Below are 26252 nucleotides of genomic sequence, written 5' to 3' on the forward strand. Positions count from 1 at the left end.
CCGCCCTCCGGGGCTCGGCACCCCGGAGGGCTCCGTCACTCCTCGCCGGCCAGCTTCAGCGTGCGCAGCTTCTGTCCCGCGTACCAGGTCGCGCCTGCCGTGACCACCGTCAGCAGCACCACCGCGGTCGGCAGCCCCACGTCGGAGGTCACCAGCCCGCCGTCGGTGACCTTCTGGGCGACGGCGAGCGCCCACTGCTGGACGCTGAGTGTGCGTGCCCCGTCCACCAGGGACCCGAAGAGGGTCTCCCAGACGAGTGCGTAGACGAGCCCGAAGACGACCGCGTGGCGGGTGACCGTCCCGAGGAGCAGGAACATCGCCGCGTACGCGATCGAGGCGACCAGGGCCGCCACCGTGTAGGCGACGGCGATCTGCTGTCCGTTGCCGTTCAGGATGAGGCCGGCGATCAGTGTCGGTACGGCCGAGAACGCCATGGTCACCGCGATCGCCACGATCAGCTTGGTGAAGATGATCGTCGGCCGTTTCACCGGCTTGGCCAGCAGATACACCACGGAACCGTCGTCGATCTCCGGCCCGATCGCACCCGTTCCCGCGATGACGCCGATGATCGGCACCATCGTGGCGAGCGCGAACCCCCCGAGGAGATCCGCGGCCACCTGATCGTCGGCGCCACTCAGGGCGCGCACTGCCACGGAGAGCACGATCAGCAGGGCGGGCAGGGCACTCAGTATGAGGGCCCGACGGCGGCCTAGCAGGGCCCGATAGGTGAGCCGGGCGACTGTGGGGTCGTACATCTTCGGCCTCCTACGCCGCGACGAGATACGAGAAGACGGACTCGAGGGACTCGTCCGACGGCGAGACCGTGAGCAGTCGGATGCCGTGGTCCCGGGCCACCCTCGGCAACAGGGCCGTGAACCGGCCGAAGTCGACGGCCTGGATACGCAACGCGCCCTCGGCCAGATCCACTTCGATCCCCGCGGTCGACGGATCGGCGATCAGCGCGGCGGCCAGTGCCCGGTCGTCGCTGGAACGCACCAGATAGCGGTGCGGGCGGTCGGTCATCAGACGGCGGATGCGCCGGAAGTCACCGCTCGCCGCGTGCCGTCCGGCGACGATCACCTCGATATGCGCCGCCAACTGCTCGACCTCTTCGAGGATGTGGGACGAGAACAGCACCGTGCGACCCTCGTCGCCCATGCGCCGCAGCAGGTCCATGAGCTGCATGCGCTGACGCGGGTCCATGCCGTTGAACGGCTCGTCCAGCAGGAGCAGGGACGGTTCGTGGACCAGGGCGGACGCCATCTTCACGCGCTGGCGCATGCCCTTGGAGTACGTCGAGATCTTGCGGTCCTGCGCGTACTCCATCTCCACCGTGGCGAGCGCCCGCTGAGCGGCCTTGGCTCCCAGGCCGTGCAACTCGGCATTGGCGACGACGAATTCGCGGCCCGTGAGGAAGTCGTACATCGCCTCGCGCTCGGGGACGATGCCGATGTGCTTGTAGATCTGCTCGTTGCGCCACACCGGCGTGCCGTCGAGGGTGACGGAGCCCGTCGAGGGGGCGAGGAAGCCGCCCATCATGTTGATGAGGGTGGACTTGCCGGCGCCGTTCGGGCCGAGCAGTCCGGTCACACCGGGGCCGATGGTCATGGTGACGTCGTTGACCGCCACCACGTTGCCGAACCAGCGTGAGACGTGGTCGATGTTGAGGGTGGTCACAGCCCGACCTTTCGGTAGCGGCGCATCAGCAGGCCGTAGCAGCCGGCGATGAGACCCAGGACGACGAGGAGGTAGAGCACTCCCTGACCGCTGGAGGGCCCGTGGCCGCCGGGGAAGGCGGAGGCAGCGCCCAGGAAGGCGGTCTGTACACCGTCTATCAGGGTGATGGGCGAGAAGAAGCCGAGCCACGGCACCGCGTCCGAGCTGCTCTGTTCATTGGCGATGGCCTGGACGACGGACACCGCCCCGTAGGAGATGGTCAGTACGGCGATGACGGCCGCGATGCCGAAGCCGCGGCGCGGGGTGACCGCCGAGATCACCAGCCCGATGCCGGCGAACAGGAGCGACAGCAGTGCCACGGACACCAGTCCCTGTGCCAATCCCTTGGTCTGGTCGGTGAAGTCGAGCTTGGCCAGCAGCGCGCCCACATAGAGCACGAGCAGGGGCACCGCGGTCAGGATGAAGAGCGCCGAGGTCAGTGCCGCGAACTTCGCGCGAACGTAGTCGGCGGTCTCGATCGGGCGGGAGAAGTACAGCGGGACGGTCTTGAAACGCAGGTCGCGCGAGACGGACTGCGGTGCCTGGGAGGCGACGTACAGGCCGATCACGGCCTGCATGATGACCGCGTAGTCGGTGTACTTGATGGGCAGGTCGTTGGCCTGGGTGGCGACCGCGACCGCCACCATGATCGCCGCCGGTACGCACATCACCGCGAACAGCAGCATGGGCAGCACCTTGGACTTGGCCGAGCGGCCCAGTCCGTAGGCGCCACGCAGGGACTGCGAGTACAGCGAGCGACGGGCGTAGGCGCGGCCGAGGCGGGGGCCGTCGTACGAGCGGTATCCGATGTTGTGGATGCGGCTCTGCTCGCCCGTGCGAGCGGGCTGTCCGGCGAGGGCCGGTGCCTGGGCGCCGTGCTGCTCAACCGCCATGGCCGACCGCCTCCTTTCCTGCGTCCTGGGCGCTCCGCGTGCCCGCCTGCTCGTCGTTGTCCTGGAAGACCTCGGCGATCTGGTGCCTGCGCTGCTCCATGCGGACCAGGCCGAGTCCCAGGTCGGCGACGACGTCGCGGACCAGGTCGTAGGTCTCCTCACCCTGGGCGGTGAGCAGCAGGATGTGTCCGGCGCCCGGGAGGCCGCTGCCGTCGGCGACGGTCACTCCGCGCGCGTGGAGCGCCGCGCGCAGCGCGCCGGTGCCGTCGGGGTGCTCGTCGCTGTCGGTGACCTCGATGGCGAGGGTCGCCGTGTTCTGGGTGAAGTCCCGGGTGGAGCTGGACCGCAGAAGCTTGCCGCCGTCGACCACGACGACGTGGTCGCAAGTGCGCTCCAACTCACCGAGCAGATGGGAGGTGACCAGGACCGAGATGCCGAAGTCGGTGTGGATGCGGCGGATCAGGCCGAGCATCTCGTCCCGGCCGACCGGGTCCAGGCCGTTGGTCGGCTCGTCCAGGAAGACCAGCTGCGGGTCGTGCACCAGGGCCTGGGCGAGCTTCACCCGCTGTTTCATGCCCGTGGAGTAGCCGCCTATCGGGCGGTACCGCTCCTCGTACAGGCCGACGTGGCGCAGGGTGTCCGCGGTGCGCTCGCGCGCGGCGGTCGGCGGGAGCCCGGACATGCGCGCCATGTGCACGACGAACTCGGTGGCCGAGACGTCGGGTGGCAGGCAGTCGTGCTCCGGCATGTACCCCACGCGCTCGCGAATGGTGCCGCCCTTGGTGGCGACGTCCAGGCCGAGCACCTCGGCCCGGCCCTCCGAGGCGGGGGACAGACCCAGCAGGATTTTGATCAGTGTGGACTTGCCGGCGCCATTGGCACCGACGAGTCCCGTCACACCGGGTCCGATGTCCACGGAGAGCCGGTCAAGAGCGGTCACCCTCGGGAACCGCTTGCTCAGGCTTTCGGTCGCGATCACAGTCACGATTTAGACATTAGGGGCGCGGACCGCCGTGGTCGTCACCCCGCAGAGCTGTCTCGGCGTCACTCTCGAGTCGTACGGGCCCGTAGGGGGTCTCCACCGCCGGTCCCCCTAGGGGTCACCCTGAGGTCGAACGATCCGACGCAGCCGGGCCGCGCGGCGGCGGCCGTCGTGGGGGGAACGACCGGCGCCGCCGTTTCGTGCCCGTGTTCACGGCTGTCTTGGGGCCCAGCGGTTTTCCACAGCCCGCACGCACCCCCATTGACGCAGCCGCCAATCACTGTCACATTCATTGATGTCACATTGCGAACACGGACCGTAGCCGATGGAGACAGGTGGGGCAGTGACATGACCTCGGCACCGACAGTGGGACTCACCGCGGAACTGCGGGGGTTCAGGCAGGTCCAGACCCTCGCGTACGAGTGCGCGGAAGCGGTCGCGGCCCAGCTGAGGCCGGGCGTGACCGAGCGCGACGCGGCGCGGATGCAGCGCCACTGGCTGCGCGAGCGCGGCGTGCGGGACTGGTTCCACCTGCCGTTCGCCTGGTTCGGCGACCGCACGGCGTTCGTGAACTTCCGTGTGCCGCTGCAGTTCTTCCCCACCGACCGCCGCCTCGAAGCGGGTATGCCGTTCATCCTCGACATGGCCCCCATATACAAGGGACATACGGCGGACATCGGTTACTCGGGCTGCCTCGGGCCGAGCCCACTGCACGACAGGCTGATGACGGACCTCCGGGCGCACCGCGAGCTGATCCTGCGCGAGGTGCGCGAGCACAGATCACTGCGCGAGATCTACCAGGACGTGGACCGGCTCATGGTCCGCCAGGGATACGCCAACCGGCATCGCGCCTACCCCTTCGGCGTCATCGCCCACAAGGTGGACCGGGTGAATGAACGCCGCTGGTCACCCCATGTGTTCGGGTTCGGTACGCAGGCGTTGAAGGGCTTGGCCGGCGACGCTCTGCGGGGCCACCGGGACGGCTGGTCGCCCCTGTGGTCGCCGCACCGGTTCTCCGACCACCCGCCGCGACCGGGGCTGTGGGCCGTCGAGCCGCACCTCGGATCCCGGGGCACCGGCGTGAAGTTCGAGGAGATCTTGGTCGTCACCGACTCCAAGGACACCGAGGAGAGCGCGTTCTGGCTGGACGACGATCTGCCGCACGTCCGGCGCTGGACGGAGGAGAAGTACCGATGACCGAAAGGACAGACGTGACGGATGCGGTGACGCTCAAGGGCGCACGGGAGCGCCGGGTGCGCGCGGACGGGGTCGAGTTGTGCGTCGCCGAGCTGGGCGACCCCGGACAGCCGACGGTGCTGCTCGTGCACGGCTACCCCGACACCAAGGAGGTCTGGTCCGAGGTCGCCGTACGGCTCGCGGAGCGCTTCCACGTGGTGCTGTACGACGTGCGCGGCCACGGCGGGTCGACCGCGCCGAAGCCGTTGCGCGGCGGATTCACGCTGGAGAAGCTGACGGACGACTTCCTCGCGGTCGTGGACGCGGTCAGCCCCGACCGGCCCGTCCACCTGGTGGGGCACGACTGGGGTTCCGTGCAGGGCTGGGAGTTCGCGACCGTCGAGCGCACCGAGGGCCGCATCGCGTCCTTCACCTCGATGTCCGGTCCTTCGCTCGACCACATGGGGCACTGGATCAAACGGCGGGTGAAGCGCCCGACCCCGCGCCGGATCGGTCAACTCCTCGGCCAGGGCGCCAAGTCCTGGTACATCTACGCGCTGCACACGCCCGTCCTGCCCGAATTCGCCTGGCGCGGCCCTCTCGGCAAGCAGTGGCCGGCTCTGGTGCGACGGGCCGAGAAGCTGCCCCGGGGCGACTACCCCAGCCCGTCGCTGCCCACGGACGCCGCCCACGGGGCGTGGCTGTACCGGGACAACATCCGGGCTCGTCTGTCCCGCCCCCGTGACGACGCGTACGCCCACGCGCCCGTGCAGCTCATCACGCCCCTGGGGGACCAGTTCCTCTCCGAGCGGCTCTACGACGATCTGGAGTCGTGGGCACCGCAGCTCACCCGGCGCACCCTGCCCGCCAAGCACTGGATCCCGCGCACGCGTCCCGATCAGCTGACGGCCTGGATCACCGAGTTCGTCACGGCGACCGAGGGCGGTCGGCCCGCACCGGTGGCCACCGGGAAGTACACCGACCGGTTCGGCGGGCAGTTGGTGCTGGTCACCGGCGCGGCCGGCGGCATCGGCCGGGCCACGGCCTTCGCCTTCGCCGAGGCCGGCGCCCGCGTCGTCGCCGTCGATCTGGACGCCGAAGGAGCGGCCCGCACCGCGGAGTTGTCCCAGCTGATAGGCGCGCCCGAGGCCTGGGCCGAGGCGGTGGACGTCTCGGACGAGCAGGCCATGGAGAAGCTCGCCGAGAAGGTCGCCACGACATACGGCGTGGTCGACGTGCTGGTGAACAACGCGGGCATCGGGCTGTCGGGGTCCTTCCTCGACACCACCCCCGAGGACTGGCGGAAGGTCCTCGACGTCAACCTGTGGGGCGTGATCCACGGCTGTCGGCTGTTCGGCAGGCAGATGGCCGAGCGCGGGCAGGGCGGCCACATCGTCAACACCGCCTCGGCCGCCGCGTATCTGCCCTCCAGGTCACTGCCCGCGTACAGCACCTCCAAGGCGGCCGTCCTGATGCTGAGCGAGTGCCTGCGCGCGGAGCTGGCCGGTCAGGGCATCGGGGTGACGGCGATCTGCCCCGGCATCGTCAAGACCAACATCACCTCGACCGCGCGCTTCGCCGGCGTCGACGCCGAGGAGGAGAAACGCCGGCAGCGGAAGGCCTCGAAGCTGTACGGGCTGCGGAACTACCCGCCGGAGAAGGTCGCGGACGCCGTCCTGCGCGCGGTCGTCCGGAACCAGGCGGTCGTCCCCGTCACCCCGGAGGCCCACGGCGGCCGCTTCATGTCCCGGTTCACCCCGCGAGCGCTGCGCGCGCTCGCCCGACTGGAGCCGCCCCTGTGAGCCCCCAGGACGAGCCGGACGAGAAGGGGCACCACGTGATCACCCCGCGCAGAGTCTCCTTCGACTGGGAGAGGACGCCGCTGCACTGGATCCCCGACGAGCCCACCGCCACCCATGTCATCAATGTGCTGCATCTGCTGCTGCCGGCGGGGGAGCGGTGGTTCGTGAAGGTCTTCAAGGAGGGACTGCCCCTGGTCGGAGACCCCGAACTGCTGAAGGACGTCAAGGGGTTCATGGGTCAGGAGGCGACCCACAGCGTGCAGCACGCGTATGTGCTGAACCACCTCGCGGCGCAGCGACTCGCCACCGCGGACTTCACCAGACACGTCGACTTCCTCTTCGAGAAGCTTCTCGGCGAGGCGCCTCCCCTGCGAGCGCCCGTTCCGCCTCAGGAGTGGCTGCGCTTCCGGCTGTCGGTGATCGCGGCGATCGAGCAGTTCACGGCGGTGCTCGGCGACTGGGTGCTGACCGCCGAGGGGCTCGACCGGGCCGGGTCCGACGAGGTCATGCTCGATCTGCTGCGCTGGCACGGCGCCGAGGAGGTCGAACACCGCGCGGTGGCCTTCGACATGTTCCAGCACTGCGGCGGCCGGGGCCGCGCCCGCTACGCCCACCGGGTCACAGGGATGGCGGTCACGGCGCCGATGATGCTCTACCTGTGGGCCTGGGGTGCCGCGTACCTCATACGTCGTGATCCGAAGCTCGCCGGACGCCTGCGTTACTCGCTCGGCGCGCACAACCGGGCGGTGCGCAAGGGCCTGTTGCCCCCGTGGAAGGAGCTCGGCGCGGCCGTTCCCCGCTATCTGCGCCGCTCCTACCACCCGTCGCAGGAGGGATCACTGCGCAGGGCGGTCGACTATCTGGCGCGTTCGCCCGCCGCACGCGCCTCGACGGACCGGGACGGACGAGCGGCATAGGCATAGGCACCGACGGACAGACAGCACGGCAACGTGGCAGCGCGGCGGCAGAGGGAGGATCAAGGACCGTGAACGACGAACCGGCCGGAGCCGTGTACCGCATCGAGGATCTGGCGCACCGCAGCGGCGCCACGGTCCGGACGATCCGCGCCTACCAGGACCGCGGGCTGCTCCCCCGCCCCGTGCGGCGCGGGCGGGCGAACGTGTACGCGGACACGCATCTGACCAGGCTGCGCCAGATCGCCGACCTCCTCGACCGCGGCTACACCCTGGCCTCCATCAAGGAGTTGCTGGAGGCCTGGGACACCGGCCGCGGCCTCGGCGGGGTGCTCGGCCTGGCCGCGGAGGTCGACGGACCATGGACCGACGAGGAGGGCGTACGCATCTCGCGGGCCGAACTGGTCGAGCGGTTCGGCGGTGCTCCCGACGCGGCGGCGGTGGCGGACGCCGTCGAGCTGGGCGTGCTGGAGCAGGTGCCGGGCGAGGAGGACCTGTTCCTCGTGCCGAGCCCCCAGGAGCTGGCCGTGGCAGCCGAGTTGCACGAGGCCGGGGTACCGCTGTCCGCGATCGCCGGTCATCTACGGGAGTTGAGAGGCCAGGTCGAGCACATCGCCACCCGTTTCCTGGAGTTCACCACCGAGCATGTGTTCGCCCGCTATATCGGGCGGCACCAGCCACCGACCGAGGCCGACGCGGTCGAGGCGGCAACACTCGTACGACGTCTGCGCCCTCTGGCCCAGCAGACGGTGGACGCCGAACTCGCCCGTGCGATGCGACTGTTCGCCACGAGACAGCTGCGCCGTCACCTCGACTCCGACACACCCCCCGAACCCCCGGAGGAGTCGTGTGCCGTAAGGCTCCCGGTCTCCACAATGCGGGCCGTGGAGAAGCTGGTTGGTCCGGAACACGCATCCGAGTTCATCGCGGCGGCGGCCGAACGAGAGGTGAAGTCGCGGACCTTGGACAGGCTCACAGCAAATGCGCGCGATAGTGACAAAGTTGACCAATCACCCTGAATTGGTCGGCCGGTTGTCCACAGAATCTCCAATTAGCCTGTGGATAACTCGACTTGGCTGTGGATCAAACATCCGGATCAAAATCAAGTGCGTGACGCGGGTCTCGCCAGGCACGCTGGCGGGATGAACGAACGACGTACCGTGAGAGTGTCGAAGTACCTCTCGAAACACCTCCGGCACCAGCCGGAGCGGATCGGGCTCACCCTCGACGAGGGCGGCTGGGTCGGGATCGACACGCTCATCGCGGCGGCGACCGCCCACGGCTTCCCCTTCACCAGGGCGGAGCTCGACCATGTGGTCGAGGCCAACGACAAGCGGCGCTTCGCCGTCGAGGGCGACCGGATCCGCGCCAGCCAGGGCCACACCGTCGAGGTCGACCTCGGCCTGCCCCCGACGACCCCTCCGCAGTACCTCTACCACGGCACCGTGGCTGCCTACCTGGGCGCGATCCGCGCCGAGGGCCTGCGTGCCATGAACCGCCACGATGTGCACCTCTCACCCGATCGCGACACGGCCACCCGCGTCGGCGCCCGCCGGGGCCGCCCCGTCGTGCTCTCCGTGGACGCGGGCGCCATGCACCGGGACGGCCATGTCTTCCGCGTCAGCGCCAACGGGGTGTGGCTGACCGAGTCGGTCCCGCCCGAGTACCTGCGGTTCCCGGAGTCGCGCTGAGCGGGACCACCCGACCACTGCCCTTACGCTCGATGTATGAGTCTGCGTCTGAGCACCGTGATCCTGCCGTACCTCCGCTGGCACGAGGGCGGCCGTGACATGTGGCAGCGGGCCGAGCAGCTCGGTTTCCACACCGCGTTCACGTACGACCACCTGTCGTGGCGGACCTTCCGGGACGGGCCGTGGTTCGGCGCCGTGCCGACCCTGACCGCGGCCGCCGCCGTCACCGACCGGCTTCGCCTCGGCACCCTCGTGACCTCAGTCAAGCCTTTTTCGCACATCACCTTGTGACCTGCGAAAACACAGCCACGATGGGGGGACCCGTGCACAGAGCTGACCACCGCCAAGCCTGAGGGGCAAAATCCCATCTCGGCCCCTACGGGTGACACTCAGCCCAGCTGTGCTGGCGTCTCCATGGCGATCTGCTCAAAGACCTTCTGGTCCGCAGCGAAGTCCGAATCGGGGATGGGCCAGTGGATCACGATCTCTGTGAAACCCAGTTCCCGGTGCCTGCCCGCGAAGTCCACGAACGCGTCGAGAGACTCCAGCGGCCGGCCGCGGTCCGGGGTGAACCCGGTGAGCAGGATTTTGTCGAGCCCGTCCATGTCCCGGCCGATCTCGGCGCACGCGTCGGCCAGCTTCTCGACCTGACCGCGGATAGCCTCGACCGACTGCTCGGAGGTGCCGTTCTCGTACAGCTTGGGGTCGCCCGTGGTCACCCATGCCTGCCCGTACCGCGCCGCGAGGCGCAGTCCGCGCGGCCCGGTCGCGGCGACCGCGAAGGGCAGCCGGGGGCGCTGCACACAACCCGGGATGTTGCGCGCCTGGTGCGCCGAGTAGAAGTCGCCCTCGTACGACACTGAGTCCTCACTCAGCAGCCGGTCGAGGAGCTGGACGAACTCGGCGAACCGGTCGGCCCGCTCCCGGGGTGTCCACGGGTCCTGGCCCAGCGCGGTGGCGTCGAAGCCGACGCCGCCCGCGCCGATGCCGAGCGCTACCCGACCGCCGGAGATGTCGTCCAGAGAGATCAACTCCTTGGCGAGAGTCACCGGGTGACGGAAATTAGGCGATGTGACGAGGGTTCCCAAGCACAGCCGCTCGGTGACGGCCGCGGCGGCGGTCAGCGTCGGGATCGCACCGAACCACGGGCCGTCGCGGAAGCTGCGCCAGGACAGGTGGTCGTAGGTGTACGCCGCGTGGAAGCCGAGCTGCTCGGCCCGTGACCAGGCCGAACGCCCGCCCTCGTGCCAGCGGCGGTATGGAAGGATCACGGTGCTCAGGCGCAGACTCATACCTCGGAGCCTACGGTGGTGCTCGCTGAACCGCGGGCCACCGGAGGCAGCGCCGACCTCTGCCTATCTGTCCAACGGATGTTTGCACGACGACAGCGTGTGCACGAAGGACCTGGACGTGCCGTACGCCTCAGTAGGCTTGTGCGTCGACCAAAGGAGTGCTGCGCATGAGCTTTCACCTGAAGGCGATCACACGTGAGGAACATCTGGCCTTCGTCCGGGCCCGGCCCTCGGTGAGCCACATGCAGGTTCCCTCGTGGGGCGATGTGAAGCCGGACTGGCGGGCGGAGAGCCTGGGCTGGTTCGACGAGAGCAACCGTCTCGTCGGCGTGGGACTGGTACTGCTGCGGCCGTTGCCGAAGCTGAAGCGGTACCTCGCCTACCTGCCCGAGGGGCCGGTCATCGACTGGGCTGCGCCGGATCTTCAGCGGTGGCTTGAGCCGATGCTCGCGTACTTGAAGGAGCAGGGGGCGTTCTCGGTGAAGATGGGGCCGCCCGTGGTGGCCCGCCGCTGGAGTGCCGAGGCGGTCAAGGTGGCGATCGCCGACCCGCAGTCGGGGCGGCTGCGGGACGTGGAGGCGACCGTGCACGAGCCACGGGCCTTCGACATCGCCGACCGGCTGCGCCGGATGGGCTGGCAGCAGACCGAGCCCGGAGGCGAGGACGGCTTCGCCGCGGGCCAGCCGCGCTACGTCTTCCAAGTGCCCTTCGCCGGGCGGTCCCTGGACGAGATCCAGCGGGGCCTCAACCAGCAATGGCGCCGCAACATCAAGAAAGCGGAGAAGGCCGGCGTCAAGGTCGTCCAAGGCGAATACGAAGACCTGCCCGCCTTCTACGACATCTACGTGGAGACCGCCGAGCGCGACCGGTTCATGCCCCGCCCGCTGGCCTACTTCCAGCGCATGTGGACCGCGCTGACAGTTGAGGACCCCGGCCGCATGCGCCTCTACCTCGCCCACCATGAGGGCGAGGTGCTTGCGGCGGCCACGATGCTGACCGTCGGCGAGCACGTCTGGTACTCCTACGGCGCCTCCACCAGCCGCAAGCGCGAGGTCCAGCCGAACAACGCCATCCAGTGGCGGATGATGACCGATGCCCACGCGCTCGGCGCCGGTGTCTACGACTTCCGCGGCATCACCGACACCCTGGAGGAGAGCAACCACCTGCTGGGACTGCTGCGGTTCAAGTCCGGCACCGGCGGCGAGGCCGTCGAATACCTCGGCGAGTGGGACTTTCCGCTCAACAAGGCGCTGCACAAGGCCCTCGATCTCTACATGTCCCGACGCTGAGCCTGCGGCAGGCGGCCGATCGTGATCGGGGGGAACGGCCCTGGAGGCGCTATCCGGCGGTTCCGGTTCCCTCTTCGAAGGGATGCCACCGGGGGCCTTTCTCGTCCGTCGGGACAGACGCTCGGGCCGGATACCCTGACGGGATGCTCGAGAATCTTCCTCCCTGCCCGAAGTGCTCGTGTGAGTACACCTACGAGATGAACGCCCTTGTGGTGTGCCCGGAGTGCGGCCACGAATGGGTTCCCGCCGAGAGCGGTGCGGCGGGTGAGGGCGGCGCCGGGGAGCAGGTCATCAAGGACTCCGTCGGCAATGTGCTCCAGGACGGCGACACCGTGGTCGTCGTCAAGGCGCTCAAGGTCAAGGGCAGCCCCTCGGGCATCAAGGCCGGCACCAAGGTGCGCGGCATCCGGCTGGTCGACGGTGTCGACGGCCACGACATCGACTGCAAGATCGACGGTTTCGGGGCGATGCAGCTCAAGTCCAGCGTGGTCAAGAAAGCCTGATCCGCGACTGGTGTGGGCGACCGGCCCCACTCGTCGGCCGGCAGCCGCCCCCGCTGCCCGGCCTGCCGTCGTGCCCATAGGACAATCACCCAGGCTGCAACAGGATGCTGAATTGCAAAATTTCGCAATTCATTAGATGCTGTGTCGGCTGTGTCCGTCGCCGGAGGCCGCGGGCGCAGCCTTTAGGTCTGCTCCGGGTGGGGCGCTGTCGGGAAGTCGAGGAATCCGTGTCCGTTCCGCTGTATCAGGCCAAGGCCGAGTTCTTCCGGATGCTGGGGCATCCCGTACGCATACGGGTGCTGGAGCTGTTGCAGGACGGGCCGACGCCGGTACGGGAATTGCTGGCCGCGATCGAGGTGGAGCCCTCCAGCCTGTCGCAGCAGCTTGCGGTGCTGCGCCGCTCGGGCATCGTCAGCTCGAAGCGCGAGGGATCGACGGTGGTGTACGCGCTGGCGAGCGGGGACGTCGCGGACCTGATGGGGGCCGCGCGCCGGATTCTGACCGAGATGCTCACCGGGCAGAACGAGCTGCTGGCCGAGCTGCGGGACGCCGAGGCCGTCGCGCGATGAGGAGCTCCTTCGGCCGGGCCGGGGCCCGGTTCACTTCGCTGCTGCCCGGCCGTGCCGATCTGGCGGAGATGCGCCGGAACCCGCGCCGGGACCTGCTGGCCGGTCTCACCGTGGCGGTCGTCGCGCTGCCGCTCGCGCTCGGCTTCGGCGTCTCCTCCGGCCTCGGCGCCGAGGCCGGGCTGGCGACCGCGGTCATCGCCGGTGCGCTCGCCGCGATCTTCGGCGGATCGAATCTGCAGGTGTCCGGGCCGACCGGTGCGATGACGGTGGTGCTGGTGCCGATCGTCGCCGAGTACGGGCCGGGCGGGGTGCTGACCGTCGGGCTGATGGCCGGCGTCATGCTCGTCACGCTGGCGGTGCTGAAGGCCGGCAAGTACATGCGGTACGTGCCCGCCCCCGTCGTCGAGGGCTTCACCCTCGGCATCGCCTGCGTGATCGGACTGCAGCAGATCCCGAACGCCCTGGGCGTACCCAAGCCCGCGGGCGACCGCGTCCTGGTGGTGACCTGGCACGCGCTTCAGGAGTTCGCGCAGCACCCGAACTGGACTGCCTCGGCCTTCGCCGTGGCGGTCGCCGCCGTCATGCTGATCGGGGCCCGCTGGCGGCCTACGATCCCCTTCTCCATCCTCGCGGTGATCGCGGCGACGATCGTGGCGCAGCTCGCCGGCCTGGATGCGGCCAAGCCGATCGGTGACCTGCCGTCCGGCCTGCCTGCGCCCTCCCTCTCCTTCCTCGACCTCGGCTCGCTCGGCACTCTGCTCGCCCCGGCGGTCGCGGTGGCTGCGCTGGCCGCGCTGGAGTCGCTGCTGTCGGCCTCCGTGGCCGACGGCATGACAGTTGGTCAGAAGCACGACCCCGACCGGGAATTGTTCGGCCAGGGGCTGGCCAACATCGCCGCCCCGCTGTTCGGCGGTGTTCCGGCGACCGGCGCGATCGCCCGCACCGCGGTCAACGTCCGCACCGGCGCGAGTTCCCGGCTCGCCTCCCTCGTCCACACCGCGGTCCTCGCGGTGATCGTCTTCGCGGCGGCACCCCTCGTCTCCAGGATCCCGCTCGCCGCGCTCGCCGGTGTGCTGCTGGCCACCGCCATCCGCATGGTCGAGGTCGGCTCGCTCAAGGCGATGGCCAAGGCCACCCGCTCCGACGCACTGATCCTCGTCCTCACCGCCGCCGCGACGCTCGCCCTCGACCTCGTCTACGCCGTGATCATCGGTCTGATGGTCGCGGGAGCCCTCGCCCTGCGCGCGGTCGCCAAGCAGGCCCGCCTCGAAGAGGTTCCCCTCGACCGCGGTGACCACAGCGCCGAGGAACACGCCCTGTTGGCCGAGCACATCGTGGCCTACCGGATCGACGGGCCGCTGTTCTTCGCCGCCGCCCACCGCTTCCTGCTGGAGCTGGCCGAGGTCGCCGACGTCCGCGTGATCATCCTGCGCATGTCCCGGGTGACCACCATCGACGCCACCGGCGCCCTGGTCCTCAAGGACGTGGTGGAGAAGCTGAACCGGCGCGGCATCGTCGTGATGACCTCGGGGATACGCGCGGGCCAGCGTCAGGTCCTGGACTCCGTCGGCGCGCTGGAGCTCCTGTGTCGGGAGGGGCGCGAGTACGCCACCACGCCGGAGGCGATCCAGGGCGCGCGCACGTATCTGGAGTGCGCCGGTGTGATGCCGCCGCTGCCCGCCCAGAGGTCCCGGCCCGTCAGTGAGGAAACAGAGGAAACCGTCGGATGAGCACACCGCCTGCATCGTTGCGAATGGTTGAGGTCTCCGGCGCGGAGGCCCTGTGGCTGCTGGAGGGCAGCGCGCTGGGGCGGCTGGTGTACACGCAGCGGGACCTGACCGTCATTCGGCCCGGCCGGCACACGTGGGAGTACGGCCGCCTGGTGGTGCGCGCTCCGGTGCAGGCGGCGGCGGTCCCGCTGACGGCGACGTACCAGGTGGACGAGGTGCGTGCCGCGACCGGCACGGGCTGGACGGTGACGGTGGCCGGGCCCGCCGAGGTGATCACCGATCCGAACGAGGCCGCCCACTATCGCCGTACGCTCACCGGCTGGACGTACGGCCCACACGACACGATCGTGCGGATCCATCCCCAGACCGTCTCCGGCTTCCGGCTGGCCCGGGGGACGGAGCGTTGAGTTCTACACGGCTCGAAGCCCTGCCCCACCGGCATGTCCTCACCCTGCCCACCGCGCCGTCCGCCGTCCGGCTGTCCCGGCAGACCGCCGAGCGGGCGCTGACCGAGTGGGGGATCAGCCTGCGTCACCCCGCAGTCGACCCGGCCCTGCTGATACTCGGCGAGCTGGTCACCAACAGCGTGCGGCACGCCGCCCTGCTCTCGCCGGAGGTGACCGTGATCTACGCGGCTGGCGCGGACTGCCTGGCCTTCGCCGTCCACGACCGCCACCCCTACCAACCGCCGCTGCACACGCCGGTGAACGACACCGGGAGCGGAGGACTGGCCACGGTCATGGAACTCACCCTCGGCCTGGGCGGCACGGCCGTCGTACGCGGGGACGCGGACGGCCAGGGCAAGAGCATCTGGATCACCCTCCCCCTCTGAAGCACACAGGCTGACCGCGCAAGGAAGTTGACGACCATGACCATCGAGTGGCGCTACACCGCCGAGCAGGATCTCGGTGTCCTGTCCGTCTCCGGATTCCTGGGCCCGGACGCCGTCCATCGTTTTGCCGGTGCCATCGGCTGGGTGGTGGGACGTGGGAGTGGTCCGGTCATCGTCGACCTGGCCGAGCTGGGCAGCTGGTCGGCCGAGGGGCAGTTGGCGATCATCGATGCCGCGCGTCGTCTCGCTGCGGCGGGCCGCAGTCTGGAGCTGGCCGCGATCCCCGCGGACGGCTCCCTCGTGCCTGACGCGGACTGCCCGTCCATCCCCGTACACAGCGATCTGGCCGGTGCGCTCGCGGCCCACAGCATGCGGCACGGCGAGCCGGCGGAGGGCCGCCACGAGTGGCGGGCGACAGGGTGGCCGACCGCAGACGACGCCGGAGAGTGACCTCGCCGATCTCAGCCGGAGGCGAAGGCGCCGTCACCGTCCCGTACGGGTACGACGGTGCAGCTGTCCTCCTCGGTGGCGATGGCCACGTCCGTGGCGAAGCCGGTGGAGGCCAGCTGACGGCCGGAGGCGCCGGCGGCGACCGTGTGCGTGAGGTCGGCGGTGCCCTCGTAGGCCGCTTTCGCGGCGGCTGCCTCGGCGGACAGCGGTCCCGCGCCCTGGGCGTGCAGATCGGAGATGAGGGCGCCGGCGCCCAGCAGGTCCTCCAGCGCGGGGCGCAGGGTGCCGTCCGGCCATCGCTCGCCCGCGGCGATCACGGCCACCGGACGCTGGGGGGTGCCGTAGCCGCGGGCGGTGAGCCAGCTGCCGACCGCGGTGATGTTGCGCAGACAGGCGGCGACCACCCGCACCCCCGGCGGTGCGGCCGCCGCGATGGCCGCACCGTTCGCAGACGGCAGCACCAGGCGCGCGACGAACGGGGCGGCACGCAGATGGGCCGGAGACAGGGACCAGGGACTATCGGGCGTGACGGCGCGGCGTGCGACGGCCAGCCGCGCACCGGACTGGCGCGCGTAGACGCCGGCGGCCTTCTGTGCCGCGGCCCGCGCGGTCGGGGCGGTGGGGCCCTCCGGCAGCCAGAACGGGAGCACCCGGATGCCCTGCGCGACGGCGACGCTCACCGCTGTGGTGAAGGACAGTACGTCGACGACGACCAGACAGGCGGCGTTCCCGGCGAGGCGGCCCGCTCCGGCAGGCCCCCACTCGAAGCGGATCCCGCTGCCGGACTGGACGGCCCAGTCACCCATGCCCCACCCCCTTCGCGGATCCGTGTGCCGTGCGCGGGTCAGCTCCGGTCGCCGTCCGGCGCGGACGCGTTGGACCGGCCGCCGAAGGACAGCCGCATCATGTGGGAGTACCCGCACCGGGGGCAGGAGCCATCCGGACTGACGGCGGTGGGCCGGCACTTGAGGCGGCATGCGGGGCACTTGTACCAGGCGATCCCGGGGCCGCGCAGCGGGATGATTCTCACGCAAGCCTCCCTCACATCACGTATGGACTTGCTAATCTTAGCAATTGTTGAGGTCGTCACCGCTGGTTTCGGGCGGCTCTGTTCTCGTGCGCGGATTCGGTGTGGCCGTCGCCGCACGTGAGGATGGGGCCCATGTTGTTGACGAGTAGGTGGATGCGATGGGTCGAGGACCGGCCGGTGCGGCCGGACTGCTGTCCCGGGGAGGCGACGGCACGATGAGTACGCCGCTGTACCAACTGAAGGCCGAGTTCTTCAAGACGATCGGCCACCCGGCCCGCATCCGGGTGCTGGAGCTGCTGAGCGAGCGCGAGCACGCGGTCGCGGAGATGCTGCCCGAGGTGGGCATCGAGCCGGCGCACCTGTCGCAGCAGCTCGCGGTGCTGCGCCGGGCGAATTTGGTGGTGACCCGCAAGGAGGGCTCGACCGTGTACTACTCGCTGACCAGCCCGCACATCGCCGAGCTGCTCAGGGTCGCCCGCACCATCCTGTCCGGGGTACTGGCCGGGCAGGCCGAACTGCTGGCCGATCTTCAGGCCGCGCGGACGGAGGCGAAACCGCCGTCCTAGCGACGGCCCTCAAGCGGTGGCCGTCTCCCGCGAGTTGACAGCGCTCTATGGTGCGGGAGGCGGCCGCCTTCACCCCGCGGATCCCGGCCCGTCGAGCATTGACAAGACGACGCGAACTTAGCAAAACATGGGAAAAGTAGCGTAACTCCGGCTTCGGGAGAACCCGTTAGCCACCGGCGGAAGCAAGTCCTCACCGACGACGGGAGAGGGGCGGTCATGAGTCTGCTGCGCAAGATCCGCGACACCGGGCGGGTGGCCGAGCCCGCCCCGCCCAGGCCGGAGGGCGAACAGCCGCCCGCAGCCAAGGAGTTCGGCGGCTCGGTGCAGGTGCGCTGCGTGGACGCGGGCTCCTGCAACGGCTGCGAGATCGAGATCGCGGGCGCCTTCAACCCGGTCTACGACGCCGAACGCTACGGGGCCCGGCTGGTGGCCTCGCCCCGGCACGCCGACGTGGCGCTGGTGACCGGACCGGTGACGCGGAACATGGCCGAGCCGCTGCGGCGCACGGTCGCCGCGATGCCCGAGCCGCGACTGGTGGTCGCGGTCGGCGACTGCGCGATCAACTGCGGTGAGTTCGCGGGCGGTTACGGCGTCGAGGGCGCCGTCTGCGATGTCGTCCCGGTGGATCTGGCGGTGCCCGGATGTCCGCCTCGGCCGGACGAGATCGTGGCGGCGCTGCGGAGGGTGACCGGCCGGTGAGCTCGATCCCGGCCGCCCTCGCGACGGCCACCGGACTGGGCGTGGCGGGTGGGGCGGCCGGGCTGGTCCTGCCGCAGCGGGTGCGCGGCGGGGTGACGGGGATGTTGACGGCGGGTGTGGGGGTGGCCGGTGGCACGGCGGGTGTGGCTGCACTGGGCGGAAGCCGCTGGTCGGCCGAGGTATCCGGGCTGCTCCCGCTGGCCGGGGCGCACTTCGAGGTGGACGCCCTGTCCGGACTGTTCATGGCGGTCGCCGGAGCCGTGGTGGCGGCGGTGGCCGTCTACGGCATCGGCTATGTGGCCGGGCACGGCCCGCACGGCCTCGGCTCGCGGGGCGCGCAGGCGGCCCTGCCGCTGTTCGCACTGACCCTGCTGATGGTTCCGACAGCGGCCTCGGTGTCGACGTTCCTGCTGCTGTGGGAGCTGATGGCGCTCACCTCGCTGCTGCTCGTCCTGGCCGAGCACCGCGCCCGGCCCGCCGTACGGGAAGCGGCACTCTGGTACGCGGTGATGACCCACCTGGGGCTCGTCCTGCTCCTCGCGGGCCTGTCCGTGTACGCGGCTGAGGCCGGGGGCGAGACTTTCGCCGCCCTGCGCACCGGCACGGCGGGGATGTCGCCGACCGTGCGCGGGCTGGTCTTCGTGCTGACGGCGGTGGCGTTCACGTCGAAGGCGGGCCTGGTGCCGTTGCACGCCTGGCTGCCCCGCGCGCATCCCGAAGCGCCCAGCGCCGTCTCGGCGTTGATGAGTGCGGCCATGGTCAACCTCGGCGTCTACGGCCTCGTCCGCGTCGGGTTCGGTCTGCTGGGCGGGGGACCGGCCTGGTGGTGGCTGCTGGTGATGGCCATGGGCGGGCTGTCGGCGGTGTACGGGATCCTGCAGGCCGCGATGGCCTCGGATCTCAAGCAGCTGCTGGCCTACTCGACCAGCGAGAACATGGGTCTCGTCGTGCTCGGTGTGGGTGCGGCCGGGCTGTTCGCCCACGCCGGGAACGACGCACTGGCCGGTCTGGCGCTGGCCGCCGCGCTGCTGCACGTGGTCAACCACGCGGCGTTCAAGGCCCTGCTGTTCACGGCGGCGGGTTCGGTGCTGCGCGCGACCGGAGTACGGAACCTGGACCTTTTAGGCGGGCTGCGGGCGCGGATGCCGGTCACGGCGGGGCTGTTCGCGGTCGGTGCGCTGGGCGCGGTGGCGCTGCCGCCCGGGAACGGGTTCATCAGCGAGTGGCTGCTGCTGCAGTCGATGATCCACGGGCTGGCGGTGCCCGGGGTGACCACGGCGATCGTGCTGCCGCTGGCGGTGGCGGTGATCGCGTTGTCGGCGGGGCTGGCGGCGGCGGTGTTCGTCAAGGCGCTCGGCGTGGGCTTCTTCGCCCGGCCGCGCGGCGAACAGGCTGCGGCGGCCGAGGAGTCGCCGCTGCTCATGCTGGCCGGGATGGGCCTGCTCGCCGCCTTGTGCGCGGCCCTGGCCCTGGTGCCGGGGCTGCTGGCCGACGGCCTGGACCGCGCGGTGGAGGCGGCCGGGCACACCGGGACACGGCCGGTCACGGGCGGCGGGCTGCGGGTGCGCCTGGAGGAGGTGTCCGCCGTGCTCTCCCCTCTGTGGATCCTCGCGGCGCTGGTGGTGGCGCTGGGCGCGGTCATGGCGACGGTGAGCTGGGCGGCGCGGCGCCGGCAGCGACGTACGCAGGCGAGGTTGTGGGACTGCGGGGGCGGGGCGCCGACGCCGCGCATGGCCTACACGGCCACCTCGTTCGCCGAACCGTTGCAGCGGGTCTTCGACGACGTGCTCGCCCCGGAGCAGGACGTGGACGTCACGCCGGTGCGCGAGTCGGCGTATCTCGTGGAGCGGGTGGCCTTCCGCAACCGGGTGCCCGACAGGATCGAACACCGCCTGTACCGGCCGGTCCTCGATCTGCTGGCCGCCGCCGGGCAGTCGGCGCGCCGGCTGGCGGGCGGCAGCGTGCACGTCTACCTCGGCTACGGCTTCTTCGGGCTGGTCACTCTGCTCGTGGTGTTGGTGGTGGGCTGGTGAACACGGTCGGATACGTGGCGATCGCCCTCCAGGTGGGCGCGGTGGCGGTCGGGGCACCGCTGCTGACGGGGCTGATGCGGCAGACCCGGGCCCGTCTGGAAGGCCGGGCCGGGCCCGGGGTGCTGCAGCCGTGGCGTGACGTGCGCAAACTGCTGCGCAAGGAACCGATCACCCCGGTCGGCACCGGGCCCGCCTTCCGATGGGCGCCACTGGTGCTGGTGGCCACCTCGCTGGTGCTGGCCGTACTGGTGCCGCTGATCTCCACCAACACGCCAGTGCGGGCGCGGGCGGACCTGATCGTGGTGGTGGCGCTGCTGGCGCTGGGCACGATGGCGCTGGCGCTCGCGGGCCTGGACACCGGCACCGCCTTCGGCGGCATGGGCGCCTCCCGGGAAATGACCATCGCCGCACTGGTCGAGCCGACCATCCTGATGGCGGTGTTCGCGCTGTCGATACCGGCCGGGTCGACCAACCTGCCCGTCATCGTCGCCGGCGCCGCCGACCAGCCGGCCCGCCTCACCTCCCCGGCCGGACTGCTGGCGATCGCCGCGCTCGCGGTGGCGGTGCTGGCCGAGACAGGGCGGCTGCCGGTAGACAACCCCTCCACCCATCTGGAACTGACCATGGTCCACGAGGCCATGGTCCTCGAATACGCCGGCCCCGATCTCGCCCTGGTCGAGTTCGGGTCCCACCTGCGGCTCACCGTGCTGCTGGGCCTGCTGGCCTCGCTGTTCGCCCCATGGGGCATCGCCACCAGCGCCTCGCTCGCGGCCGTGCTGCTCGCCCTGCTGCTCGTCGTGCTCAAGGTGATGGTCCTGGGGATGGCGCTGGCGGCTGCCGAGGTGTTCTGGGCCAAGCTACGGCTGTTCCGCGTGCCCGAACTCCTCGCCGGTTCCTTCCTGCTGGCGCTGCTCGCGGTGACGGCCTCGTACTTCCTGGGCGGAGAAGGGGGACAGTGATGAGCGAGGGCCTGTTCACACAACTGCTGAATCTGGCCTGCGGGGCGTTCCTGCTGGCCGCGGTGGTCGTGCTGTGGCGGCGCGAACTCGCCGCGATCGTCCGGCTCTTCGCCCTCCAGGGCGTCGCACTCGCGGCGATCGCCCTGCTGCTGGGACTGCACGAGAACCGGTGGGGCCTGATCGTGGTGGCGGTGGGAATCGGCGCGCTGCGGGCCGGCCTGCTGCCGTACCTGATCCGCCGCGCCCTCAAAGCGTTCGTCGCCGAGCGGGACGGCGGGCTCGGCGGACACGGCGGGAGCGAGGAGGCGCGCGAGACCCAGCCGCTGGTCAACGTCGCCGCCTCACTGCTGACCGCCGCCGCGCTGACCCTCCTCGCCTACGCCGTCGCCCGCCCCCTGGTCGAGCTGGATCCGACCCCGGCGACCCGCGCATTGCCGGTCGGCCTGGCCGTCGTGCTGATCGGCTTCTTCGTCCTGGTCACCCGGCGCCGCGCGCTGGCTCAGGTGGTCGGCTTCCTGCTGCTGGACAACGGCATCACCGCGACCGCCTTCCTGGCCGCCTCCGGGGTGCCGCTGATCGTCGAACTCGGCGTCTCCTTCGACGTGCTGCTCGCCGTCCTGGTCCTGCAGGTACTCACCGTGCGGGTGCGGGAGGCGTTCGGCACCACCGACATCGACGACCTGCGGGAGCTGCACGACTGATGACCGCCGCCACCGCGCTGTTCCTCACCGCGCCCGCCGCCGTACCGCTGGCCGTGGCCGCCGGGTACGCGCTCACCGGGTCCGTCAGGCATGAGCTGCCCCGCGGGTTGCCGACGGTCCGGCGGGCGCAGGACCGCCGTCCACAGCGTGCGGAGAAAGCCGCTGTGGTCACTGCCCAAGGCGCTACGAGCGTCTCGCCCAGGGGAGAAGTGGCAGACGCCTCCCCACCCGGGAAGTCGGCCGTTGCCTCCTCGGCGCGGGCACGCCACCCGTCTGACTGGGCCGCACTGGCCTCCCCGACGGTGATCCTCACCTGCGCGGCACTGCTGGCCGCGGATCGCGTCGACAGCGGGTCCGTGTCCGCGTACTCCGGGCTGTTGCGTGCCGACGCGCTGACGGCCTGGATGCTGCTGGTCGTCGGCGCCGTCGCCTTCATCGCCTGTGCCTCGGCGCCCGCCCATCTGGCGGCGGAGCGGGCCGCCGGGAGCGCGACGGCGTGGACCGTGTGGCGCTACCACATGCTGGTCCAGACGTTCCTCGGCGCGATGTGCCTGGCCGTGGTCACCGGCAACCTCGGCGTGCTGTGGGTGGCGATCGAGGCGACCACCGTCGTCACGGCGTTCCTCGTCGGCCACCGCCGCACCCGCACCTCCGTCGAGGCCGCCTGGAAGTACGTGGTGCTCTGCTCGGCCGGCATCGCGCTCGCCTTCCTGGGCACCGTGCTCCTCTACTATGCGGCCCGGCAGGCAGGCATCTCCGAGGCGTGGGCGCTGGACTGGCCCACTCTGGTGGCCCGTGCGGACCGCCTCGACCCGGCGGTCACCCGGCTCGGCATCAGCCTGGTGATCCTCGGATACGGCGCCAAGGCGGGCCTGGTGCCGCTGCACGCCTGGCTGCCCGACGCGCACAGCCAGGCCCCGGCCCCGGTCTCGGCGCTGATGTCCGGGGTGCTGCTGGCCGTGGCCTTCGCCGCGATCCTGCGCTACCGCGTCATCGCCGACGCGGCCCTCGGCCCGGACTTCACCCGCGTCCTGCTGGCCGGCATCGCGCTGCTCACCCTCACCCTCGCCGCCGGCCTGCTGTTGGCCCAGCGCGACTACAAGCGGATGCTGGCCTACTCCAGCATGGAGCACATGAGCCTGATCGCCCTGGCCGCAGCGATCGGCAGCCCGCTCGCCCTGTCCGCCGCGCTGCTGCACATCGCCGGGCACGGGTTGGCCAAGGCCACCGCGTTCTGCGCCTCGGGCCGGATCCTGCAGCTACGGGGCACGTCGAAGATCGGACGCGTCCGCGGGCTGCTCGCCCAGTCACCCTGGCTGGGCGCGCTGTTCGGGCTGGCAGTGGTGGCGCTGCTGGGTTTCCCGCCGTTCAGCCTCTTCGCCTCCGAACTGGGCATCGCCCGCGCCGGATTCGCCGCCGGAGCCGGGCTGAGCTGGGTCACGGCCGCCGCCCTCCTGCTGGTCCTGATCGCCTTCGCGGCGCTGGCCACCCGCACCGCCCGGATGCTGCTCGGCCCCGGGGAGCCATCCGGGGAAAGCCCCTCCGCCCTGTGGCCGCTGGTTCTCGGCCTCATGGCCTGCGCCGCCCTCGGCATCGCCACCGGCCCGCTGGGCGACCTGCTCACCCAGGCCGCCGCCGTCCTCGAAAGGCCCTGACCGATGCGCACCGTGCAGGACGTCCCCGCCGCCGAACTGCCCAAGCGGGCCGAGGTGCTGCTGCGCGACGGACACCGTCTCGCCCTGCTCGCCGCCCACCACGACGCTGACGCCGTACGCCTCGTCTACCTCTTCGTCTCCGGGCCGCCCGACACCCGCATCGAACTCCACGTGCGCCTCGACCCTGCCCGGCCCGAGGTGCCCAGCCTGGCCCATCTCTCCTTCCCCGCCGGCCGGTTCGAACGCGAGATGCACGACCTGCACGGCATCGTCCCCCTCGACCACCCCCAACCCCGCCGCCTGGTACGCCACTTCCACTGGCCCAAGGGCTGGTACCCGATGCACCCCGACGCCGGCAACCCGCCCGCCTTCGGCGAACAGGAAGGGCCCTACCCCTTCCTTGAGGTCACGGGCGACGGCGTCTACGAGATCCCCGTCGGCCCGGTGCACGCCGGGATCATCGAGCCCGGCCACTTCCGGTTCTCCGTCGTCGGCGAGACCATCCTCAAACTCAAGGCCCGCCTCTGGTTCGTGCACAAGGGCATCGAGAAGCTCTTCCAGGGCCGCAGTATCGTGGCCGGGCTGCCGCTGGCCGAGCGCATCAGCGGCGACACCGCCGTCGGCCACGCCCTCGCCTACTGCCTCGCCGTCGAGGAGGCCACCGGCACGACGGTGCCCGAACAGGCCCAGTGCGCCCGCGCCCTGCTCCTGGAACTCGAACGCCTCCACAACCACGTCGCCGACCTCGGCATGCTCTGCAACGACGTCGGGTACGGCATCCTCAACGCCCACGCCCAGCGGGTGCGCGAACACCTCCTGCGCCTCAACCACACGGTGACCGGGCACCGGCTGCTGCGCGGCGGCGTCGTCCCCGGCGGCAGCGCCCTGCACCACCTGCCCGGCCGCAACCAGATGGACGCCATCGGCGCCGACATCCACGAGATCGTCCGGCTGGCGCTCGGCCACTCCACCGTCCACGACCGCTTCACCGGCACCGCGATCCTGCCTACCCAGGCCGCCCGCGACATCGGCTGCCTGGGCTACGTCGCCCGCGCCAGCGGCCTCGCCCTGGACGCCCGCATCGCCCACCCCTTCGCCCCGCACGGGCAACCGGCCAAAGTCCCCGTGCACACCAGCGGCGACGTCCTGGCCCGCTTCCTCGTCCGCGCCGAGGAGATCGACACCTCACTCACGCTGATTGGGGAGCTCACCGACTGTGTCGCCACCGGCGCCGTCCACGGGCCCCCAGCTGACCCCGGGGAGGGCCCCCGCAGCGGCGTCGCCCTCGTCGAAGGCTGGCGCGGCACCATCGCCACCCGCGTCGAACTCGCCGCCGACGGCACACTCAAGCGGGTCAAGCCCGTCGACCCGTCCTTCTTCAACTGGCCCGCCCTGCCGGTCGCCCTGAAGGACACGATCGTCCCGGACTTCCCGCTGACCAACAAAAGCTTCAATCTCTCCTACGCGGGCAACGACCTGTGACCATGGGACCGTTCAGGAGCCTGTGCCGCCGCGCACCAGCCGGTAGCCGGTCACGAGGTCGGCCCTGATCCGCACCACATGCTCCATGTCCGCCTCCACCCAGGACGTGAGCGCGGCCTGGTAGCGGGCCAGTTCGGCGGGATCGGAGACCGGGGACGCGGTGCCGGTGACCACCACACTCCAGCCGGTCCGCGTGACGGGGTCGAGGTCGTCCGCCTCGTACGCCACGACCTCCGACAGCGCGGCACGGCCGAGCAGCGCCATCCCGGTGTGGGTACGGATGACGATGTCGCCGCTTGCTTCAACGAGGTGGTTGACGGGGCGAATCGCGGGCAACGCCTGGTGGGAGAAGACCACGCGGCCGAACGGCGCCTTGGCCAACAGGGCCAGCGCCTCTACCCGGTCCATCGGGACAAGGCGGCTCCGCGATGGTTCAACAGCCGCCATGGTTCCTCTCCGCACAGGGCCACGGGCCCGATGCCCTCACGCCACAGCGCCATGTCACCGTTCCCCGTTGACAACATGGCCACATCCATACGGAGGAACGCAAGGGCCATCCGGCCCTCCGTAGCTGGACGACCGGCTCTCGTGGCGGTCGGTTCCTCGGCTACTTGTGCTGGCCGAGGTAGAAGAGCAGCATCACCCATCCGGCGACGATGTGTGTACCGAAGATGTAGAAGCCCGCCCGGATCATGACCCCGCGCTCGATCCAACTGTCTCGGTCCTTGGCCTTCTTCTTGCCCTTCGGCTGCTCGGCCGTCTCGTCATTCACGTTCCGTCTCCCTTCATCCTGCGATCTCCACGGACTTCCTTCGACGGAACCGATGGCTACGACGGCATACGGAACCGGACCAGGACGACCTTGCCGTCACGGTTGACGGTCAGTTTCGCGCCGATGCCGCCCTCGTACTCGGCGGCCAGCTCGGCCACCAACCGCAGCCCCGCACCCATCTCACCGGGCCCCAGGAGGGGAAGCCGGGGTTCGGCGTCCGCGACGCCGACGATGAGCTGTCCCGCTCCGACCGTGAGCTCCACGTCGGCGACCGGACAGCGCGGCGCATGCCGCAACACGTTCGCGACCAGTTCGCTGACCACGAGCAGCACCGCGTCGGCGAACGCGGAACCCGCCACGACGCCGACCTCGGCCAGGCCCTCGGCCACTGCCTCACGGGCCCGTGTCACCGCCTCCGGCGCCATCTCGACAGACACGCAGTACCGGGCCACCGACGGCGGAACGGGGCTGACAGCCGCCACGGGCCAGCCCCTTCGGCACGGCCGGAACCGGTCG

At 70.7% G+C, this 26252-nt stretch carries 29 protein-coding genes and 1 pseudogene; 20 read left to right on the top strand and 10 right to left on the bottom strand.

What is annotated here, in order from left to right:
* Positions 1 to 35: 35 nt before the first annotated feature.
* From F9278_RS23490 to F9278_RS23505, 4 genes are read right to left on the bottom strand one after another with little or no spacing between them, the layout of a single operon-like run.
* A complete protein-coding gene (locus F9278_RS23490) occupies positions 36 to 755 on the bottom strand; it encodes an ABC transporter permease (RefSeq protein ID WP_033530701.1) in 720 nt (239 codons plus the stop codon).
* A gap of 10 nt (positions 756 to 765) precedes the next feature.
* On the bottom strand, positions 766 to 1677 hold the full coding sequence (locus tag F9278_RS23495; RefSeq protein WP_086752611.1) for an ABC transporter ATP-binding protein: 912 nt from the start codon (positions 1675 to 1677) through the stop codon (positions 766 to 768).
* Complete coding sequence (locus F9278_RS23500; protein ID WP_152170087.1) at positions 1674 to 2609, bottom strand: ABC transporter permease subunit; 936 nt, start codon at positions 2607 to 2609, stop codon at positions 1674 to 1676. Before F9278_RS23500 ends, F9278_RS23495 begins: the two co-directional genes overlap by 4 nt.
* On the bottom strand, positions 2599 to 3588 hold the full coding sequence (locus tag F9278_RS23505; protein ID WP_152174078.1) for an ABC transporter ATP-binding protein: 990 nt from the start codon (positions 3586 to 3588) through the stop codon (positions 2599 to 2601). Before F9278_RS23505 ends, F9278_RS23500 begins: the two co-directional genes overlap by 11 nt.
* Before the next feature lie 351 nt (positions 3589 to 3939).
* Between F9278_RS23505 and F9278_RS23510 the strand changes: the two genes are divergently transcribed.
* From F9278_RS23510 to F9278_RS23535, 6 genes and pseudogenes are all read left to right on the top strand, one after another.
* Complete coding sequence (locus F9278_RS23510) at positions 3940 to 4788, top strand: M24 family metallopeptidase (RefSeq protein ID WP_152170088.1); 849 nt, start codon at positions 3940 to 3942, stop codon at positions 4786 to 4788.
* Complete coding sequence (locus F9278_RS23515; protein ID WP_152170089.1) at positions 4785 to 6569, top strand: SDR family oxidoreductase; 1785 nt, start codon at positions 4785 to 4787, stop codon at positions 6567 to 6569. Before F9278_RS23510 ends, F9278_RS23515 begins: the two co-directional genes overlap by 4 nt.
* The gene (locus F9278_RS23520) at positions 6566 to 7486 is read left to right on the top strand and encodes a metal-dependent hydrolase (protein WP_152170090.1); all 921 of its coding nucleotides are present in this window, start codon (positions 6566 to 6568) and stop codon (positions 7484 to 7486) included. The genes F9278_RS23515 and F9278_RS23520 overlap by 4 nt, the downstream gene beginning before the upstream one ends.
* Before the next feature lie 68 nt (positions 7487 to 7554).
* Positions 7555 to 8502 carry a MerR family transcriptional regulator gene (locus F9278_RS23525; protein ID WP_152170091.1) on the top strand — a complete coding sequence of 316 codons (948 nt, stop codon included), beginning with the start codon at positions 7555 to 7557 and terminating at the stop codon, positions 8500 to 8502.
* 123 nt (positions 8503 to 8625) lie between these two features.
* Entirely contained in the window at positions 8626 to 9174 is a 549-nt protein-coding gene (locus tag F9278_RS23530) for an RNA 2'-phosphotransferase (RefSeq protein WP_152170092.1), read from the top strand.
* 36 nt (positions 9175 to 9210) lie between these two features.
* Positions 9211 to 9435: pseudogene (locus tag F9278_RS23535) on the top strand (LLM class flavin-dependent oxidoreductase); the annotation flags it as partial.
* Positions 9436 to 9563: 128 nt separating this feature from the next.
* On the opposite strand, the gene F9278_RS23540 reads toward F9278_RS23535, so the two are convergent.
* Entirely contained in the window at positions 9564 to 10466 is a 903-nt protein-coding gene (locus F9278_RS23540; RefSeq protein ID WP_152170093.1) for an LLM class flavin-dependent oxidoreductase, read from the bottom strand.
* Positions 10467 to 10633: 167 nt separating this feature from the next.
* On the opposite strand from F9278_RS23540, the gene F9278_RS23545 reads away from it, so the two are divergent.
* From F9278_RS23545 to F9278_RS23575, 7 genes are all read left to right on the top strand, one after another.
* Positions 10634 to 11755: a lipid II:glycine glycyltransferase FemX gene (locus tag F9278_RS23545; protein WP_152170094.1), complete on the top strand. Its 1122-nt coding sequence runs from the start codon at positions 10634 to 10636 to the stop codon at positions 11753 to 11755.
* Positions 11756 to 11898: 143 nt separating this feature from the next.
* The gene (locus F9278_RS23550) at positions 11899 to 12258 is read left to right on the top strand and encodes a zinc ribbon domain-containing protein YjdM (RefSeq protein WP_152170095.1); all 360 of its coding nucleotides are present in this window, start codon (positions 11899 to 11901) and stop codon (positions 12256 to 12258) included.
* Positions 12259 to 12485: 227 nt separating this feature from the next.
* Positions 12486 to 12827: an ArsR/SmtB family transcription factor gene (locus F9278_RS23555; RefSeq protein ID WP_152170096.1), complete on the top strand. Its 342-nt coding sequence runs from the start codon at positions 12486 to 12488 to the stop codon at positions 12825 to 12827.
* A complete protein-coding gene (locus F9278_RS23560) occupies positions 12824 to 14557 on the top strand; it encodes a SulP family inorganic anion transporter (protein WP_152170097.1) in 1734 nt (577 codons plus the stop codon). Before F9278_RS23555 ends, F9278_RS23560 begins: the two co-directional genes overlap by 4 nt.
* On the top strand, positions 14554 to 14964 hold the full coding sequence (locus F9278_RS23565) for a pyridoxamine 5'-phosphate oxidase family protein (protein WP_152170098.1): 411 nt from the start codon (positions 14554 to 14556) through the stop codon (positions 14962 to 14964). Before F9278_RS23560 ends, F9278_RS23565 begins: the two co-directional genes overlap by 4 nt.
* On the top strand, positions 14961 to 15389 hold the full coding sequence (locus F9278_RS23570) for an ATP-binding protein (protein WP_152170099.1): 429 nt from the start codon (positions 14961 to 14963) through the stop codon (positions 15387 to 15389). Before F9278_RS23565 ends, F9278_RS23570 begins: the two co-directional genes overlap by 4 nt.
* A gap of 36 nt (positions 15390 to 15425) precedes the next feature.
* Complete coding sequence (locus F9278_RS23575; protein WP_152170100.1) at positions 15426 to 15839, top strand: anti-sigma factor antagonist; 414 nt, start codon at positions 15426 to 15428, stop codon at positions 15837 to 15839.
* Between the two features lie 11 nt (positions 15840 to 15850).
* Here the strand turns inward: F9278_RS23575 and F9278_RS23580 are convergent, their stop codons facing one another.
* Positions 15851 to 16645, bottom strand: coding sequence for a 2-phosphosulfolactate phosphatase (locus F9278_RS23580; RefSeq protein WP_152170101.1), 795 nt, complete (start codon positions 16643 to 16645; stop codon positions 15851 to 15853).
* 38 nt (positions 16646 to 16683) lie between these two features.
* Positions 16684 to 16869, bottom strand: coding sequence for a hypothetical protein (locus F9278_RS23585; protein WP_152170102.1), 186 nt, complete (start codon positions 16867 to 16869; stop codon positions 16684 to 16686).
* Positions 16870 to 17084: 215 nt separating this feature from the next.
* On the opposite strand from F9278_RS23585, the gene F9278_RS23590 reads away from it, so the two are divergent.
* The 7 genes from F9278_RS23590 (at position 17085) to F9278_RS23620 (ending at position 24964) form a co-directional block, all read left to right on the top strand.
* Positions 17085 to 17435 (top strand): ArsR/SmtB family transcription factor, encoded by a 351-nt coding sequence (locus F9278_RS23590; protein ID WP_152174079.1) that lies wholly within the window; start codon positions 17085 to 17087, stop codon positions 17433 to 17435.
* Between the two features lie 216 nt (positions 17436 to 17651).
* Entirely contained in the window at positions 17652 to 18134 is a 483-nt protein-coding gene (locus tag F9278_RS23595; RefSeq protein WP_152170103.1) for an NADH-quinone oxidoreductase subunit B family protein, read from the top strand.
* On the top strand, positions 18131 to 20167 hold the full coding sequence (locus tag F9278_RS23600; RefSeq protein WP_152170104.1) for a proton-conducting transporter transmembrane domain-containing protein: 2037 nt from the start codon (positions 18131 to 18133) through the stop codon (positions 20165 to 20167). Before F9278_RS23595 ends, F9278_RS23600 begins: the two co-directional genes overlap by 4 nt.
* On the top strand, positions 20164 to 21126 hold the full coding sequence (locus F9278_RS23605; RefSeq protein WP_152170105.1) for a respiratory chain complex I subunit 1 family protein: 963 nt from the start codon (positions 20164 to 20166) through the stop codon (positions 21124 to 21126). Before F9278_RS23600 ends, F9278_RS23605 begins: the two co-directional genes overlap by 4 nt.
* Positions 21126 to 21827, top strand: coding sequence for a hypothetical protein (locus F9278_RS23610; RefSeq protein WP_152170106.1), 702 nt, complete (start codon positions 21126 to 21128; stop codon positions 21825 to 21827). Before F9278_RS23605 ends, F9278_RS23610 begins: the two co-directional genes overlap by 1 nt.
* The gene (locus tag F9278_RS23615; RefSeq protein WP_226966889.1) at positions 21827 to 23482 is read left to right on the top strand and encodes a proton-conducting transporter transmembrane domain-containing protein; all 1656 of its coding nucleotides are present in this window, start codon (positions 21827 to 21829) and stop codon (positions 23480 to 23482) included. The genes F9278_RS23610 and F9278_RS23615 overlap by 1 nt, the downstream gene beginning before the upstream one ends.
* A 3-nt stretch (positions 23483 to 23485) precedes the next feature.
* Positions 23486 to 24964 carry a hydrogenase large subunit gene (locus tag F9278_RS23620; protein WP_152170107.1) on the top strand — a complete coding sequence of 493 codons (1479 nt, stop codon included), beginning with the start codon at positions 23486 to 23488 and terminating at the stop codon, positions 24962 to 24964.
* A gap of 12 nt (positions 24965 to 24976) precedes the next feature.
* Here F9278_RS23620 and F9278_RS23625 read toward each other — a convergent pair whose 3' ends face one another.
* The 3 genes from F9278_RS23625 to F9278_RS23630 form a co-directional block, all read right to left on the bottom strand.
* Positions 24977 to 25372: a pyridoxamine 5'-phosphate oxidase family protein gene (locus F9278_RS23625; protein ID WP_226966890.1), complete on the bottom strand. Its 396-nt coding sequence runs from the start codon at positions 25370 to 25372 to the stop codon at positions 24977 to 24979.
* A gap of 199 nt (positions 25373 to 25571) precedes the next feature.
* Complete coding sequence (locus tag F9278_RS46285; RefSeq protein WP_193241605.1) at positions 25572 to 25736, bottom strand: DUF6126 family protein; 165 nt, start codon at positions 25734 to 25736, stop codon at positions 25572 to 25574.
* 56 nt (positions 25737 to 25792) lie between these two features.
* On the bottom strand, positions 25793 to 26218 hold the full coding sequence (locus F9278_RS23630; protein WP_226966891.1) for an ATP-binding protein: 426 nt from the start codon (positions 26216 to 26218) through the stop codon (positions 25793 to 25795).
* Between the last annotated feature and the right edge of the window lie 34 nt (positions 26219 to 26252).

The organism is Streptomyces phaeolivaceus (assembly GCF_009184865.1).
GTDB classification, from domain to species: Bacteria; Actinomycetota; Actinomycetes; order Streptomycetales; family Streptomycetaceae; genus Streptomyces; species Streptomyces phaeolivaceus.